Here is a 16904-nt window from a genome sequence, read left to right on the forward strand (position 1 = left end):
TAAGATTAAAGCGCAAATAAGAGGTGTGTTTATTTAAGCCATGATAATTTTTTTTAAGGAGAACTGTAATGAAAAGGATAAAAGAACCAAGTACAGTAATCAACAACAGAGGTCGCGTTGATACTGAAAGTGAAGACATTAATCTTCTACCCGTAGCCACATCGAACTATTTGGGAGCAGTAAAGATTGGCAGTGGAATTAGCGTACAACCCGATGGCACCATCTCAGCCAGCGGCGGCGGCAACCTCCAATCAGGCAATCCCACCGCAAAAGTTGGTCCTCAGGTGGTTAATGGTACTGCTACCACCTATATGCGCTCTGATGCGGCTCTTGCTTTAGACACCACTGCAACCTATACCTGGAGTGGTACCAATACTTTTAGCGGATCTATTTACGTGCCAACACCAACGCAAGGAGATAGTTCGACCAAGGCCGCTTCGACTGCTTTTGTCGCTGACACCGTCCAAAATGCCATTAACAACTTCGCTCTCAAACCTGCTACCTCCACCACTCTCGGCGGTGTGAAGATTGGCGCTAATGTGAACGTGCAAGTGCACGGTACAATTTCCGTCGCATCACCCTATACCCTTCCTATTGCTAGTGGAAGCGCTTTGGGGGGAATCAAAGTCGGGAGTGGTCTCAATATTGATAGCGGAGGCATTTTATCTACAATTGCTGCTTCTATACCTCTATTTGATACAATTGATATGAGTCTTTTTCCCCCTAATCCCTATATGATCAAAGCCTTCACAACAAGTATATATCCAGCAAGTGGGAATTACAGTTTAACATTAAACTTAGATTTGAGTTCTGCAATACCTGGGGCCCGTTTGAAGGTTCTAGTATTTGCCAATCAGAGTGCCGTCGCAACGATTACTGTGACCTCTACAGAATTTAGTGTGGGGGTAAATCCACCAACTGACCAGAACGGCCTATCTCATACCTTTATCATTGATTGGACGAAACGCCAAGATGTTAGTCCTTATGAGATTGATCTTAATTATGGGCAATGTTTCTTTTCTGGCAGTCAATTCATCCAATTTCGTTGGTTTGTATCAGGAAAATTTCAGTACGATTAACAAAATGCATTAACTAACCGAAGATTGCGCGTTAAGCGCAGTCTTCGATGTGATTGAAACACTATTATCGGGAAACTTTTTGAATATCATGGCCAACATGAGACACATCTTTTCCAAAACCATGCACAGTGCCACATGCACTCAACATTCCTACGGTTGTTAAAAAAGCACATACCATCATTATTTTTTTTACGCTGTTCATGATTTTTCTCTCTTCTTGAGGTTGAAAATAAGTAAAACTACCTTATAAGTTTAGCTCAAGTTCAGTTGAGTTAAAGGTATATTTTTAATAAAAATATTGATAAATTAATTAACCTGCTTCACAAGAAAGGGACCTCAATTTGCGTGTACTCTTAATAACAAGCCTTGTGTGCGTCACTGCATTAACTAATTGTCATTTTTACAGCGTTGTCCACAGTGAAGTACCAGAAATTGGCTCTGCGGAACTTACAGTGAAGCATGTCTATAAAAAACCCAAATCGACAAAGACTAAAAGTCACCTAACGCGATTTAATGATCCACAATTGCGTCGTCTCGTAGCAATTGCCTTGCATGACGCACCCGATATTGGGAGTGCTAAAGCACGAGTGATGCAAGCACGCGAAATTGCCAAAGGGACCTATTCAACACTGTGGCCTTCTGCTACCTTAAGTGGCTATGTTAATAAACAATGGTTTTCCCTTAAGGGAACCGTTCCATCAACATTAGATATCCCGGTGACTGAGGCAAGAATTGCAAATTTGGCGTTAAATTTTAACTACGAACTCGATTTATGGGGCAAAAATCGTAATAACTTTGCCAGCAAACTCAGCGAAGCCTTTGCGGCAGAAATGGATCTCGCACAAACCCGTTTAATCATCAGTTCAACAGTTGCCAGTGTTTATTTTGACTTGCAAAATGACATCATCCAGCAACAATTAGCCAAAGAAAATGTTCATATTTTGCAAGAAGAGGCAGATATTGTTTTAGGGCGAGCAAAACAAGGAATTGAATCCGATATTCCATTAAAAACAGCAATATCGAATACACAATCGGCGCGCTTAGCAATTCAAGATTATCAACGGATGGAATTGCAATCACGCCATCAACTCGCAGTACTTATGGGCAAAAATCCATTTAACACGCAGATTGAAGTACAAAAATTCTCTTATGATCCTAAACAGCTGGCCTTACCCGAAGTCATCTCCACAAATGTGCTCGCACGCCGGCCAGATATTGCGTCAACACGTGCTTTAACTGAGGCAGCAGCACATCAAATTAATGTGGCACGCGCCGCATTTTTCCCAGACATTAATCTGACCTCCATCTTAAGCTTACAATCATTCTATTTTGCGAATTTTTTTAACTTCTCAGTTAAAGATGCAGGAATAAAACCTGCATTTACCTTGCCTATTTTTGATGCGGGACAACGTCGTGCTAACTTAGGCGCAAGACAAGCTGCATTTGAACTGACGGTAAACCAATACAATCAAACCATTCTTAATGCCTTACAGGAAGTAACAGACCAAATGGCAGCACTTCACACGCTTAAAAAACAAATAGCTGACCAAAAAAAAGCACTAAACACCACCGAAGGAAATTACAAGCTCTTTCGCTCACGCTATACCCAAGGAATCATTGATTACTTACAGCTTCTTGAAATAAAACAATTATTAGTACAGCAAAGAGCCACACTCTATAGTTTACAAACTCATCAGAAACAAGCGATGGTTGCTTTATTAGCTGCATTAGGTGGAGAAGTGATACTATGACCGAGCAAACACAAAATGACGCCGCTCAACCCAACACGCCAACACCTAAAGTTGGGGCAGCAACCCCAGAAACCTTGCGCAAACGTAAACTTGCAATGTACACTCTAGGTGGTTTATTTTTAATCATCGGCCTCCTCTGGCTGCTGTATTACCTCATTTGGGGACAGTTTAGAGAATATACCGACGATGCTTATGTGAATGGCAATTTAGTGCAATTAATGTCGCAAGTACCTGGTACTGTAATCAAAGTACATGCTGACGATACGCAATTCGTTAAAGAAGGCCAAGTCATTATCACCTTAGATAAAGCAGACTATGAGATTGCTTTGCAACGTGCGAAAGCAGATTTGGCACAAACAGTACGCCAGGTTCACCAATACTATGAAAATGTAGCACAAGCACAACAAAATGTTATTTTAGACAAAGCTAATTTGATAAAAGCACAATTAGACTTAAAACGTCGTATGGGCTTAGTGGGTAATCGCGCCGTGTCTCGTGAAGAAATGCAACATTACAAAACAGCCGAAGAAGCAGCTCAAGCCAGTTATAATGTTTCATTACAACAATTAAATTCAGCACTTGCTTTAGTGCAAAATACTACTCTTTATACTCACCCTATGGTAGAAGCAGCAAAAGCCAATTTGAAAACAGCTTATATTAACTTAAATAGAACTACAATTTTATCACCGGTAACTGGCTATATCGCAAAGAGAAATATAAACCCAGGACAACAGGTATCCCCAAATACAGTCATGCTCGCAATTGTACCTCTCCATGATACTTGGATTGATGCCAACTATAAAGAATCCTCCTTAGATCATATCCGCATCAACCAACCAGTTATCCTGTACGCAGATGCTTATCCTGATGTAACCTATCACGGCAGAGTAGCGGGTCTAAACGCGGGTACTGGAGCTGCATTTTCCTTATTGCCCCCGCAAAATGCAACTGGAAACTGGATTAAGATCTTACAACGACTTCCTGTACGCATCATCTTAGATGAAAATGAATTAGCGAAAAATCCATTACAATTAGGGCTTTCCATGCGCGTGACTACCAATACGCATAATCGCGAAGGAATACGTATGCCAACGACTACAAAGTCACTATTTAAGTATGAAACTGACGTTTTTGCAAAACAACTTGCCGAAATCGACACCTTAATCAATGGCATATTGAAAGCAAATTCAGAAGACATGTCTCTACCTAAGGCGATTTCATAATGGCAGAAAAACTACCACCACTTCAAGGCGGGCGCCTGGCATTAATGACTATTTCTTTGTCATTAGCAATTTTTATGAACGTCCTTGATGTCTCTATTGCCAATGTCGCCATCCCCACCCTTGCTGGAGATTTAGGAGTTAGCCCTGATAATGGTACTTGGGTTATTACCTCATTTGCAGTGAGCCAAGCGATTATGCTACCACTTACCGGCTGGCTCGCCCGTCGCTTTGGAGAGGTTCGTTTATTTCTGGTTTCTACTGCCCTATTTACTATTACGTCAGTACTTTGTGGTTTATCACAAAATTTAGCCATGCTGATTTTCTTCCGCGTCCTCCAGGGTGCCGTTTCTGGACCAATGATTCCATTATCACAAAGTATTTTACTTGCTAATTTCCCTCCGGAAGGCCGTGGCCTGGCAACAGGCATATGGGCAATGACAGCAGTGGTGGGCCCAATATGCGGCCCAATTTTGGGTGGAATTATTACGGATAATTATACCTGGCCGTGGATTTTCTATATCAATGTTCCTGTAGGTATTTTTTGTGTCACCTTTACAGCAATCACTCTTACCGGCAGAGAAACGCCGACTGTCAAACAACCAATAGATATTATTGGTCTGGTTTTATTAACTATTGGCATTGGTTGCCTACAAATTTTACTTGATAAAGGGCATGACTTAGACTGGTTTAATTCAATCACCATTAGAACTTTAGGCATTATCTCTTTGATTAGCCTTAGTTTTTTAATTATTTGGTTACTCACTCAATGCGATCCCATTATTGATTTGTATTTATTTGAAGACAAAACATTTACTATTGGCGTTATTTGTCTAACCTTAGGCTTTTTGGTCTATTTTGGCAATGTGGTTATTTTTCCCTTATGGCTGCAAACTCAAATGGGTTATACCCCTACCTGGGCGGGATTTGCCGCAGCCCCGGTAGGCATTATCCCTTTTTTATTAACACCTTTAGTTGGAAAATACATGGGCAGGTTTGATTTACGCATTATCGTCAGCCTTGGGTTTTTCGTTTTTATTATTACTTCAATATGGCAATCAACATTTTATACTGATGTAGGTTTTATCCAATTAATCATGCCACGTTTTTATCAAGGTTTTGGACTGGCATTTTTCTTTACACCACTGATTGCGATGATTTTATCCAATATTCCCCCAGTTAAATTAACCAGTGCCCTAGGCCTTGCAAATTTTTTTCGAATTCTTGGAGGCAGCTTTGGTACTTCAATTAGTGTCACTTTATGGAACGATCGTGAAGCATTACATCAGAATCATTTAGTTGAATCAGTAAACGGTTATAATCCATTTACCTTACAAACAGTGGAGCAACTACACGCTTTGGGGGCTACGGGTAATAAAGCTTATGGTCTTATTTATGAAACGGTAATTAATCAATCATTTATGTTAGCAACTAATGATATTTTCCGCCTCTCGGCCTGGGTGTTTATGCTTTTATTTGCCATTATTTGGCTCGCAAAACCTTCAATAATTAAGCCTGGCGTTACCGTAGCAGCAGAGTGATTGTTTCCTATATATTTCTTCTTTATAATTCGTTTTGCTTTTAAATAATAAGGTGCTTTGAAATGAACAAATGGATGATACTGGCAGCCTCTAGCCTAATAACAATCAGTGCTCAGGCGAATCAATTCTCTTGTGGTTATAAAGATTATTTTCGCTTAAGCGACAGCTCACATCCAGGAATCTACGTCGTGAGTGGTTTTAGCGATCAGGACATTCTCTTACAAATCATTGGTCCACGCAGCTTTGTAATCCGAGATTCTTATCAATGCAAAAGTGGCTATGCTCATGTTACTGTAGCTTATGACTCTGCCAATTGGTGCGTTTTAGACATTAAAGATGGGCCTTTTATGAACCATCCTATAGTAAGCGCATCGTGTAACGGAATTCGTTATATCAATACTGATTATGATGGATTTAACAGTTATTCCTACACAATTAATTTAGATTAAGCCAAAGAGCTATAAACCAACTCCAGGCTCTGGCCTATCGTCGTCTTTAACACGTTTAGGCAGAGTCTTCTTATCACGATTTAGTAAAATAAACTCCGAATAATCTTTCTGTTGTTCTTCAGGCTGCTTCGTCTGTTCTGGCTTGTCAGCATCCGCAGTGGTTACTTTTAACTGATCCAGTAACGTATCATAAGATGATTGAGTTTTAATCATAGTATCTGTTGGATGAGCAACCGTACTGTCTTTCATTGCTCTGGCAGGATAAAAAAATTCCCCCATACTTCTCATCGTAGTATGTACCATAGCAAATACTCGGTGCAATGCATGTGCCGGCTTGTTATCAAATAATCCTGCGACACGTCCAATGGCCATAGAGCATAAATAAGCAAACAACTTAACAAAAGTAGCTACTCCAGTATAAGTCAAGAAGACTAATTTAGTAGTAACCATAGCTAAGCGCATGAAATCTTTCTTAAGATGATCCATTAAAAGATCAAAGGAACGATGCATCGGTGCTGTAGGATGTGAATTTTGATTAAACCACGCAGCAAAACTCACCAAAGGAGAAGCCAGAACCCGTAATACTACGGGAACATAAGCTAAAGGGATGGCAAAAAATTGAAAAGCAATTGACGAATGATTCTCCGGGTATAAAAGCTTTTTCAACGATTTGCTTTCTTCTTTAGTAAATAAAGCATCCATTTGCCGCTCAAGAGCGAATTGTTGTCTACCAGGAAGTTTCGGTAAAGTTTTAGCGTTTCTTGCCAACCAATTAACCAATTTGAAGCGAAGAATTTCATGACGCGCATCCTCTGCGAGAGGATGTTTCTCATTCATTAAATGAGGTGCTTCATATGGGACACTGGTATGGGTCATTAATACCTCATAAGTAGCAATTGCCATTTTTGCACCTATAAGTGGATAACCTGTAGATGGGTCAGCACCTAAATCTTTTTTCAATTCATCAGTCAGCCATGGAATTTTATGCCCCATAACTCCATTTGCCATAAAATACCCCAAAGCATAAGCTGACGCACAGTAAGCACCTACCGTCAAAGGATCTTCACCAAGCTGATAAAAGGTATTAGCTCCCATTCCAGTAGGCCCATGCATGACGCCATCCCAAAGAACCGTCGCGAACTCAGCCAAAGACGAGCCACCGGTAACCGCAGCTCCCACAGGTGATGCCGACATGGAGTAAAACATATTATTACACGAAGATACAAAGGATTGTCCTAAAAACGAAGAACAAAAGTCTGGCGAATAAATCATCGCGACCCCAAGGCTATAAGTCGCACTAAAGATTAAACCACCAACAGGATCCTTAGCATAAATATTATGAGAAAAAACCGTACCAAAAGAAGTAATACCTCGCGCTATTGAGTTGAGAATGTCATTAAACTCTCCTGCAGACAAATCATATTCTACATGTGCTAAATGTGATGTTTCCTGAGTCAGAGGTACAAGCAGTTGATCGTGATATTGAACCAATATTTCCCTTAATAAGCGCTCCTCTTTGTGATTAATTACATTGACTGTTGTAGTAATGCTGGTTAAAGTCTCATCTAAATTTGGCAAGCATTTAGTTGCTTCCCAGTCATCACCAATGTCTTCAGGCAATTCAACGACTAATTTTACCCCAGAATCACGCACACCTTTAAATACGTCCATGATGGCATAAGCAACTTGTATAATAAAATATACAGGCTTCTTCCACATGGGTTCATTAGATTGCACATGTTGATGTAAAAGCGCTGCATTAAGATGGAACTCTTTATCATTCCAATCTTCTTCTAACCAAAGACGAGTCGGAACAAACATGCTTTTGAGAATATTTAAAACAAAGGACCCCAAACTTTTAAGAGCCGCCGTGCTACTACGATGAGTTCGCCAGCGTGTTGCGGCATAAACCTGTAACTCTTCTTCTTTAATCCCATTACTCATGGTTGGCTGTTTATTTCTTGTATGAGTCAGAACATCCCAACCTTCTATAAAACTAATTGCCGTTAATACTTGTTGTTGTCGTGCCGAAGGTAGGGAATCATGAGAAAAATCATACGTAAATAATTCATCAGGATTTTTTGAATAAATACCATGGTGTTTATCTGTAGTTACATTACGTGCATCAGCCTCATGATCATCAATCACTTTACGGGCGTCTTCAATACAATCATTTAACTCCCCACGGGTAAGAGCAAAAAAACGTTTGCGACTAAAAGTCATGTCTTGGTTGATACCTTGAAGCTCATACAACCCATGCATCATCTGCTGTTTCACAAATTCAAGAACTGAGTTTCGCCCCCGAGAACGGTTAAAAGCACGCAAATCGTCATTACTGCTGATTGATAATAGATAAGCTTGCGCTCGTTTAATATCAGCAGCTATATCCGCTTTAATTTGTACCAGTGATTGCGCATTAAAACCACCACAGTCTACATCATCAAAATAGTGATGTAGCTGACTTTCTATTTGTGTTAATTCATGAATATATTGCTTTAAAGCACTTTTATATTCCTGGTGTGTCGTATTTTTGTTGGCCAAAGATTCCAAAGCCTGCAAAGCTTCAAATCGATCCTGAAATAAATCAATTAATTTTAACTTTACGGCTTGAGAATTACTGACAAATCCTTTTATTGCCCGCTCATGAGCGATTATGCGGTATTGGCCTAAAGTAGAAATGACATTACTTGTAATAGACTGACTTCTGACAATCCCCCAACGTACCCCTTCCTTTAACTTTGCGGCATTTGTTTGCCAGGCAAACGAATAAGGCTTATCATTTTTAGTAATGAACTTAATATGGTGCTCATTTGGCCTGGATTGGTTTTTTTTATAAACATCATCGCGATTACCTGTAGTAATCCAAGGAATTAGTGACAATGCAGGTAAAGACAACTGTTCATCTGCATTTAGAATAAACTCATTATAACGCTTGCGAAAATATTCATCTAAAAGTTGTTTAGCGCTTGCAGTCCGCATCATTTACCCATCCTGTTCTTGATTAGAGCAACTAACTCTTAAAATAAGGATAGTATAAAGTATAAGTATTAAACAATTATTAATACTTTATGGTCATTTTCGATGCATTTTTTGCGCACGATTAAGCGCTACAGACCAGCCCCCACCAAGCGCTTTGATAAGCTGAATACTTGCCATTTGACGACGAGTGCGTACCATAACTGAAGCCAACTCCGATTGCAAAGCGGCATTTTCAACAATCACCACCTGTAAAAACGTTACCAATCCACCTCGATAACGATGTATTTCTTGCTGCCAAGCGCGTATTGCTGCTCGTGTTGCCGCCTCTTGAGTGACTCGCTCTTTATCGAGTTGTTTTAATGCAATCAAATTATCTTCAACTTCTTGAAAGGCCGTTAGTACCGCTTGGCGATAAGAGGCAACTACCCCATAATAATCTGCTTTTGCTTGATTGAGTAGACTGCGTAAGCGGCCGCCATCAAAAATGGTTACTTCAGCCACCGGTTGCACCAAAGTTAATAAACTTAAAGGCCCAAGAGACCAAAATAAACTGGGTTTTGAGAATAAATTAGAAAATGTTTTACTTTGAAAACCACCTGTACTGGTGAACGTAAATTGCGGGAAAAAGGCTGCGCGTGCCACACCAATATTTGCATTCGCCGCAATCACCCGTCGTTCAGCGGCAATAATATCAGGTCGGCGTTGTACTAAAGTGGAAGGCAAATTAGGTTCAATCGCCAGAAAACGGCTTGGCAATTTTCCTGAAGCCATAGAAAAATTAGATGGAACCTCCCCAACTAACACGGCAATAGCATGTTCTAACTGGGCCCGCTGTAAACGCATGTCTTCAGCCTGGGTTTTTGCATTTTCTAACTGCGTTTGGGCCTCATCCACATCAGCAATGGGGGCTACTCCTCCCTTGTAACGCTGTTTTGTTAAATAAAGCGCTTTGTAATAAGCTCTGACTGTTTTATCTAAAATACGTTGTTGCTCATCACTACCTCTTAAATAAAAATAGTCATTGGCCAGTTCAGCATGTAAACTCAAATGAATGGCCGCAACATCTGCAGCACTGGCCTTAGCCAAATTATCCGCATTAACCACGGCATTGCGAACTGATCCCCATGCATCCACTTCATAACTTAAATAGCCCCCTACTAAAATTTGATTGTAATTAAATACCTTAGGAGGATTCGCAACAGTATGTGAGGTTTGTTGCCTATCGGCATTAAAGAGGCCCTGTATGGTGGGGAAATAGTAAGACCGAGCTACTTGCGCTAAGGCGTAAGCATCTTGATAATGAGCAAAGGCAACACGTAAATCCTGATTGGCAGCGGTTAATTTTCTCTCTAAATCATTGAGGATGGGATCATGAAAGGCTTCCCACCAAGCATCTGGCGCAACAATATGCGGCGTGCCCGCAACTTTGAGCCATGTACCAGCCTCTTTAAAATGCTCAGGAAGAAGCATCGCTGGACGCTCATACTTTGGTGCCAAATTACATCCTATTAAACTAAAAGCAAGGACACCAGGAATAATTAACTTCTTCATGAGGAAATTCGCACTACTTCACCCTCAGTAATTGAATCAGGAGGATTCACTACAACACGATCACCAGGCAATACCCCTGTTGCAATTTCAACTTCAGCACCAAGATCACGACGCACAGTTACCGATCTGAGTACTATCTTATTGTTCTTATCCACAATTGCTGCTTGCAATCCCTGCGCCTGAAATAATAAAGTATTCACTGGTAAAAGTATGGTATTAGGCGGCAATGGCAATGTAAACCACACTTCGGTGTATCCTCCAGGCAGTAGGACTCCATCTTTATTTTCGGCTGCAAATTGCGCTAATAAAGTTCGTGTGTTTGGATTAATCGCATTCGCTGTATTCAATAATTTTGCAGAAAATTCCCTATGTGGATGTTCAGCAAAATGTAAGGTAACCGTCATCTCTGGCGTAATACGTGTGGTATAATATTGGGGAATTTCCACATAAATTCGTAAAGGATCCGTCTGTGCAATACGAAATAAAGGCTTGGCGCTGATGCTACTGCCAGCATTCACTAAGTCACCAATATCAGTTGCCCGCGCAGTAATTACTCCCGTAAATGGCGCGATGATTTGTTGGAAATTCACCAAATCATTTAAACGATCAAGATTCGCCTTAGCAGATAAGCGAGCTGCTTGCATTGCTTCAGAAGAGCTCACTTTTTCATCGGTTTCCTGCTTGGATACTGATTCTGTCTTTAATAGATTAAGCCAACGTTTGGCAGTAGATTGAGCCAATTTATCATTGGCAATGGCGGTATTGAAATCAGCTTCGGCCTGACGTTTTTGCGCATCCAACTCTGGAGTTTCAATTACCGCCAGGATATCGCCTGCCTTAACTCGGCTCCCAATATCAACATTCCACACATTAACATAGCCATTGACGCGCGCATAAATTGGTGCCTCATGCCATGCACGTACTGTCCCTGGCAATACAATCTTATCACTGCCATCTTCCTGTTTAGCTACCATAGTAGCAACCACCCTTACCGCGGCTTCTTGAGTTCTTTTTTTCAGGGCAATTTCTGCTTGGATACGCGATACAATAATCGATAAAAATATTAATAAAAGAATTGCTGCTGCTAGCACATAATAACGGTGGCGGTGGTGTTCGCTTTTCAGATTTGGTTGAACTTTTTTAAACATGCTCGTTCCTTTGCTTCGTCTTTTTCCTGAATTTCCAATCATGAATTAAATAAAAAACTGAAGGCACAAAAAAGAGTGTGGCTACTGTAGCAAAGGATAAGCCACCAATAACTGCCCTACCCAAGGGTGCATTTTGTTCCCCACCATCTCCTAAACCTAGGGACATAGGCAGCATACCAATGACCATCGCAGATGCCGTCATCAAAACCGGACGCAAACGCGCTCTTCCCGCTTCAAGTGCGGCAACAAATGGGTTGGGCGTATGTGACAAATGATCTCTGGCAAAACTGATAATCAAAATACTGTTAGCTGTAGCCACTCCCATACACATAATCGCCCCGGTTAACGCAGGTACACTTAAGGTCGTATGAGTAAAAAAGAGCATCCACGCAATGCCAGCCAATGCAGCAGGCAAGGCAGTAATGATGATAAAAGGATCGGTCCAGGATTGAAAATTGATCACAATCAATAAATAAACTAGTAAAATAGAAAATGCCAATCCCCAATACAATCCGCTAAATGCATGTTGCTGGGTATCAATTTGCCCACGAATAGCTATTGACGATCCTTTAGGCAAGTCTTTTTGGGTATCATTGATGATCTTTTGAATATCCTTGGCTATTGCACCTAAATCTCTATCTTGAATTGAAGCAAAAATATCAATTACTGGTTGCACATTATAATGGGATTCCACTACAGAAGTCCAAGCGCGACTGACCGTACTCATTGCTCCTAAAATTTGCACTTGGCTTGGTAAAGTAACACTTCCAATTGGCAAATTGTATAAAGTTTGTAATGTATCCATCAAATATTGCGGTACCTGAGTCACAATAGGATAAGAAACGCCATTTTTAGGATCGAGCCAAAAGGTGGGCGAAGTTTGAAAACTTCCTGATAAAGAAACCAGTAAGTCAGTAGCTACATCAAATTGGGTAAACCCCAATTCACGAGCAATGCTCCGATCCACATCAACAAATAATGCCGGGTAATTATCCGCTTGGCGTGTACGGATGTCCGCAAGACCAGGAACTTGTTTTAATTTTTTAATCAATTTGCTGGCATAGGCCGTATTTTCTTTTTGTTTTAAGCCAATAATTTGAATATTAATAGGTGAAGGCAAGCCAAAATTAATGATTTGGTTGACAATATCTGCCGGTAAAAAAGCAATAGAAACGGAAGGAAATTCGTTATTTAAGATTTTTCTTAATTCACGAATATAATCCTGACAGGAACGATGCTTTTCTTTTAAAGCAATTAAAATATCCGCATCTTCAGGGCCTACCGTTGCTGAGTTACTGTATGATAAGTTAATACCACTCACTGGCAACCCAATATTATCCACAATGGTCTCAAGCTCTGTTGGAGGAATAATACGACGAATGACTGTATCAATTTCATCTACCGTACGTGCAGTTTCTTCAACTCGAGTTCCGGTAGGTGCACGAATATGCAATTTAATTTGCCCGGCATCAACATTGGGAAAAAAATCTTCGCCAAGCCAGGGGTGTAATAAGACCAGAGATATCAGGACAAAAACCAAAAAACAGCAAATAAATAAGCGGCCATTTTCCAATGCCTTACTTAATAAATCACAATAATTTTGTCGAAAATTGGCAAATTTCTCTTCAAATTTTTCATGCAAACGCACAAAATGATTATGGCTTTGAGGTTTATGCTGGGACAAGTCATGCTTATGCAATAAATATTTTGCCAAGGTCGCCACTAAAGTACGCGACAAGATATAAGACATCAGCATCGCAAAAATTACGGCTTCAGCCATAGGTACGAATAGATATTGAGCAACCCCTCCTAAGAAAAACATAGGCACAAACACAATACAAATACATAAAGTAGATACTAAAGCAGGAATTGCAATTTGTTTTGCACCATCAAGAATTGCTTGCTCTACTTCTTTGCCTTGCTCTAAATTCCAATTGATGTTTTCAATAGCAACCGTAGCATCATCCACCAAAATGCCTACTGCTAGTGCTAATCCACCCAAGGTCATGATGTTGATGGTTTCACCCAAAGCAGAGAGAATCGTAATTGAAGCAATAATCGATAATGGAATAGATAAAGTAATGATAAACGTACTGCGCAAACTACCAAGAAATAACAAAATCATTAATCCGGTCAGTGCTGCGGCAATAATGCCTTCGGTAATTACACCTTGAATTGCAGAAGTCACGAAAATTGACTGATCAGCAAACATAGATAAATCTAGTCCTTCAGGTAAAATGTTTTTCACCATAGGCAATAATGCTTTAATTTTATTTATAATATCTAAGGTCGATGCATTTCCAGTTTTTTGGATCGACATCATTACTGCACGCTGACCATCTACACGTACAATATTTGTTTGTGGAGCAAATCCATCGCGTACATGGGCCACATCCCGAATAAAAAGCACACCAGCAGGAGTCGCTTTAATAGGTAATTGATTTAACTCATCAACGGAAAGTGGACTGCCATTAATCTTAACAATGTATTCATACTCACCAATTTTTTGCGTTCCTGCAGGAATAATCAAGTTTTGTGCCCCAATGGTTGCATTCACCTGCTCTGCGGAAATACCATACTTTTGCATGGCAGTAGGGTTAAGATCAACCTGGATTTGCCGCACTTTTCCGCCATAAGGGTATGGAATCGCCGCACCTTGGACAGTTGCTAATTGGCTGCGTAAGAAGTTATTTCCCAAATCATTTAATTTTTGTTCAGGAATGGTGGCACTGGATAAAACTAATTGCAGTACTGGCACTGTGGATGCTTTATAATTTAAAATTAATGGCGGCAAAGTACCTGGTGGCAAGTTTCTCAATATCGTTTGCGAAATAGACGTTACCTGACTCAAAGCAATATCAACATTAACACCAGGGTGAAAAAAAAGCTTAGTTACACTAACACCAATTAAAGATTCTGATTCAATATGCTCAATATCGTTAACCGTTGTGGTGACGGCACGCTCAAAAATACTAGTAATCCTATCGGCCATTTCATCAGGAGGTAAACCGGTGTAACTCCATACAACACTTACCACTGGAATATTGATATCAGGAAAAATATCGGTTGGTGTACGCATTATGGCTAAAGGCCCAATAATGAGTAGCATTAAGGCTAAAACGATAAATGTGTAAGGTCGCGACAGAGCAATCCATACAATCCACATAACAAACTATCCGTTTCACAGAGATTTCGATCATAAATCACTATAACAATAAAAGGCTCATAAATTAAAGTTTTTTGGCAATAAAATTAGAGGGTTAGAACGATAAAGCTGATTTTGAAAATTTCTAGTATCACTTTAAATCAAAAACTTGACCACAGCGTACGAAACCACAAAATCCTTCCGCGTGAGCATCAGGTAATTCACCGTCATTATAATGATAAAGCCACATTTTTTTCTTAATATCAGAAGCTAAAGTGCTTAATTGATTAAAATGTGCGTGCACACCACTTGGAGCGAGTAAAGTTTCACAATCATGAAAGATAATAGTTGCTTCTTCATAAAATTTCCCCAAAATATCTGGAATAAATTGTGTGTCCGCGGTAAGAAAATATTTTTTTCTTTTATAACTTATAACCAAACCATAGCTGGGCATTACCTCCCCATTTGAATGAATATGAACAGTCTTTACCATCGTTAAATGAATCCCTTCCCATTCATAGATATTGCTATCTGCTACCTTTTGTACGACAAAATAATCTTGCAGACTGGCCTCCTGATCTTCTAAGGTTTTTAAGCCTCCACTTAAAGAATGCTCCCAAAGCATACTGGCTAGTTCTTTATGAATGATTAATTTTGATGGTGGAGTTTGACACACAAATTTTCGCTGCAAAGCAAACCATTCCAAACCCCCAATGTGATCAGCATGTAAATGGCTAATAAATACAGCATCAATGTCTTTCGGTAAATATCTTGCTTGCATTAAAGAAAAACGGATGTCCGTGCCACAATCAATTAATAATTTTTTGCCCTCATCAGTAAGAAGTAACATATTAGATTGAAAATTATTGAGATCTCTTCCTAGACCACTTCCAGCGCCTAAAAATAATAATTTCATTAAGTATTCCCGTCTTATGTGCTTTTTCAACAGCCCTGTCGTACTTTCTTTAAAGAATAGCATCTAAAATAAGTTATTAAAAATAACTCTATCCAAAGAAACAAACGATGTTTTGTAAAGAATAAACAAGAAGTTAAAAGCTGGTTGGCACTCTGTGCCAGAAGAAACAATAAAACGTCGCTATGTTGCTGGATTAAAGAATTTTTTCAATTTATATACACCACTGGCTGACTCGTGGCAATTTTATGACAACTCAGATGCCAATCTTTTTCTTATTGCCTCAAAAGCCCATACAAATGATCCTATTATTAAAGATAGAGAGCTATGGCAACTGCTGCTGGAGACTTCTTGCTGGAGACTTCTAATGAAAAGGAGTTTTTATAACTAAGCGATCAGGACATTATAGGGATGTTACAAGATTTAAATCTTATGAAAAAAAGCTTTCATGATTGTCCATTTGTTTTTAACAAAAATAAGGCCAAATGTATACCGGAACGTGGAGAGGACAGTTCTTTAGGTAAAGTTTTTTACGAAGAGGTAGGTCATAATTATTACCAATGCATTACTCCACCTGTTAAAATTTTGAATGCTCCAAAATCTGGGACTGTGGGCCAAACAAATTTGATACCTATAAAAAAAGGAGATTTTTTAATTCTACATAATGACACAACCTCATTAGGTTATTTGCATCAAGATAGACGAGAATTTGCAGCGCAGTTGTGTGATGATCAAGGAAGCACACTATCTGCAACTCTATATTATCCAGGAGACGTTCTACCCATTTCTTTCAAATCTAACACAGTCTCAATTTTAAATTGTTTAAGTATATTTTCGGATAATAATGTCACACAAGAGAAAAATGCTCCAATTCAAAAATCAGCACATTGTGAAGAGGATTTAGAAACTCATGAGGAAAAAATATTCACGTTTTAATCTAATACCTATTTAAGGAAGATTAATTTGTGATAAAAAAGGTACGTTATCTACCTCAAACTTACATACACTCATTAATTAAATTCTATCGTTCAAAATAGTGATATTTATAAAAAATTATTAGTAACCGTTCAGACAATGGCGTCAACTTAAGGCTATTTCCTCTTTCTCTCTGTCATTAAGTTAAAGAAA

13 protein-coding genes are annotated in these 16904 nt (G+C 39.5%); 7 read left to right on the forward strand and 6 right to left on the reverse strand.

Features of this window, described 5'->3' with window-relative positions:
* Positions 1 to 68 precede the first annotated feature (68 nt).
* Positions 69 to 1079, forward strand: coding sequence for a hypothetical protein (locus QM652_RS09285; RefSeq protein ID WP_415075085.1), 1011 nt, complete (start codon positions 69 to 71; stop codon positions 1077 to 1079).
* 64 nt (positions 1080 to 1143) lie between these two features.
* Here QM652_RS09285 and QM652_RS09290 read toward each other — a convergent pair whose 3' ends face one another.
* Complete coding sequence (locus tag QM652_RS09290) at positions 1144 to 1281, reverse strand: entericidin A/B family lipoprotein (RefSeq protein WP_415075087.1); 138 nt, start codon at positions 1279 to 1281, stop codon at positions 1144 to 1146.
* Positions 1282 to 1420: 139 nt separating this feature from the next.
* On the opposite strand from QM652_RS09290, the gene QM652_RS09295 reads away from it, so the two are divergent.
* The 4 genes from QM652_RS09295 (at position 1421) to QM652_RS09310 (ending at position 6040) form a co-directional block, all read left to right on the forward strand.
* Positions 1421 to 2830: an efflux transporter outer membrane subunit gene (locus QM652_RS09295; protein WP_415075089.1), complete on the forward strand. Its 1410-nt coding sequence runs from the start codon at positions 1421 to 1423 to the stop codon at positions 2828 to 2830.
* Complete coding sequence (locus QM652_RS09300; protein ID WP_415075091.1) at positions 2827 to 4053, forward strand: efflux RND transporter periplasmic adaptor subunit; 1227 nt, start codon at positions 2827 to 2829, stop codon at positions 4051 to 4053. The genes QM652_RS09295 and QM652_RS09300 overlap by 4 nt, the downstream gene beginning before the upstream one ends.
* The gene (locus QM652_RS09305; protein WP_415075093.1) at positions 4053 to 5591 is read left to right on the forward strand and encodes a DHA2 family efflux MFS transporter permease subunit; all 1539 of its coding nucleotides are present in this window, start codon (positions 4053 to 4055) and stop codon (positions 5589 to 5591) included. The genes QM652_RS09300 and QM652_RS09305 overlap by 1 nt, the downstream gene beginning before the upstream one ends.
* Positions 5592 to 5653: 62 nt before the next feature.
* Positions 5654 to 6040 (forward strand): hypothetical protein, encoded by a 387-nt coding sequence (locus QM652_RS09310; protein WP_415075095.1) that lies wholly within the window; start codon positions 5654 to 5656, stop codon positions 6038 to 6040.
* 9 nt (positions 6041 to 6049) lie between these two features.
* Here QM652_RS09310 and QM652_RS09315 read toward each other — a convergent pair whose 3' ends face one another.
* The 5 genes from QM652_RS09315 to QM652_RS09335 all read right to left on the reverse strand — a co-directional run bounded on the left by QM652_RS09315 (position 6050) and on the right by QM652_RS09335 (position 15779).
* Positions 6050 to 9022 carry a hypothetical protein gene (locus QM652_RS09315; RefSeq protein ID WP_415075097.1) on the reverse strand — a complete coding sequence of 991 codons (2973 nt, stop codon included), beginning with the start codon at positions 9020 to 9022 and terminating at the stop codon, positions 6050 to 6052.
* Positions 9023 to 9112: 90 nt separating this feature from the next.
* On the reverse strand, positions 9113 to 10570 hold the full coding sequence (locus QM652_RS09320) for an efflux transporter outer membrane subunit (protein WP_415075099.1): 1458 nt from the start codon (positions 10568 to 10570) through the stop codon (positions 9113 to 9115).
* Entirely contained in the window at positions 10567 to 11718 is a 1152-nt protein-coding gene (locus QM652_RS09325; protein ID WP_415075101.1) for an efflux RND transporter periplasmic adaptor subunit, read from the reverse strand. The genes QM652_RS09320 and QM652_RS09325 overlap by 4 nt, the downstream gene beginning before the upstream one ends.
* Positions 11711 to 14884, reverse strand: coding sequence for an efflux RND transporter permease subunit (locus tag QM652_RS09330; protein WP_415075103.1), 3174 nt, complete (start codon positions 14882 to 14884; stop codon positions 11711 to 11713). The genes QM652_RS09325 and QM652_RS09330 overlap by 8 nt, the downstream gene beginning before the upstream one ends.
* A 130-nt stretch (positions 14885 to 15014) precedes the next feature.
* Positions 15015 to 15779, reverse strand: coding sequence for an MBL fold metallo-hydrolase (locus QM652_RS09335; RefSeq protein ID WP_415075105.1), 765 nt, complete (start codon positions 15777 to 15779; stop codon positions 15015 to 15017).
* A 154-nt stretch (positions 15780 to 15933) separates the two neighbouring features.
* On the opposite strand from QM652_RS09335, the gene QM652_RS09340 reads away from it, so the two are divergent.
* Positions 15934 to 16167, forward strand: coding sequence for a hypothetical protein (locus QM652_RS09340; protein WP_415075107.1), 234 nt, complete (start codon positions 15934 to 15936; stop codon positions 16165 to 16167).
* Positions 16168 to 16187: 20 nt separating this feature from the next.
* Complete coding sequence (locus QM652_RS09345; RefSeq protein WP_415075109.1) at positions 16188 to 16712, forward strand: hypothetical protein; 525 nt, start codon at positions 16188 to 16190, stop codon at positions 16710 to 16712.
* Positions 16713 to 16904: the final 192 nt, after the last annotated feature.

Origin of the sequence: Legionella sp., from assembly GCF_047605385.1 — a bacterium.
In the GTDB taxonomy this organism is placed as follows: Bacteria; Pseudomonadota; Gammaproteobacteria; order Legionellales; family Legionellaceae; genus Legionella.

Excerpts from the sequence above, each read along its gene's own strand:
- QM652_RS09285 (WP_415075085.1), top strand. The coding sequence starts at position 69 with ATGAAAAGGATAAAAGAACCAAGTACAGTAATCAACAACAGAGGTCGC.
- QM652_RS09290 (WP_415075087.1), bottom strand. The coding sequence starts at position 1,281 with ATGAACAGCGTAAAAAAAATAATGATGGTATGTGCTTTTTTAACAACC.
- QM652_RS09300 (WP_415075091.1), top strand. The coding sequence starts at position 2,827 with ATGACCGAGCAAACACAAAATGACGCCGCTCAACCCAACACGCCAACA.
- QM652_RS09305 (WP_415075093.1), top strand. The coding sequence starts at position 4,053 with ATGGCAGAAAAACTACCACCACTTCAAGGCGGGCGCCTGGCATTAATG.
- QM652_RS09310 (WP_415075095.1), top strand. The coding sequence starts at position 5,654 with ATGAACAAATGGATGATACTGGCAGCCTCTAGCCTAATAACAATCAGT.
- QM652_RS09315 (WP_415075097.1), bottom strand. The coding sequence starts at position 9,022 with ATGATGCGGACTGCAAGCGCTAAACAACTTTTAGATGAATATTTTCGC.
- QM652_RS09320 (WP_415075099.1), bottom strand. The coding sequence starts at position 10,570 with ATGAAGAAGTTAATTATTCCTGGTGTCCTTGCTTTTAGTTTAATAGGA.
- QM652_RS09325 (WP_415075101.1), bottom strand. The coding sequence starts at position 11,718 with ATGTTTAAAAAAGTTCAACCAAATCTGAAAAGCGAACACCACCGCCAC.
- QM652_RS09330 (WP_415075103.1), bottom strand. The coding sequence starts at position 14,884 with ATGTGGATTGTATGGATTGCTCTGTCGCGACCTTACACATTTATCGTT.
- QM652_RS09335 (WP_415075105.1), bottom strand. The coding sequence starts at position 15,779 with ATGAAATTATTATTTTTAGGCGCTGGAAGTGGTCTAGGAAGAGATCTC.
- QM652_RS09345 (WP_415075109.1), top strand. The coding sequence starts at position 16,188 with ATGTTACAAGATTTAAATCTTATGAAAAAAAGCTTTCATGATTGTCCA.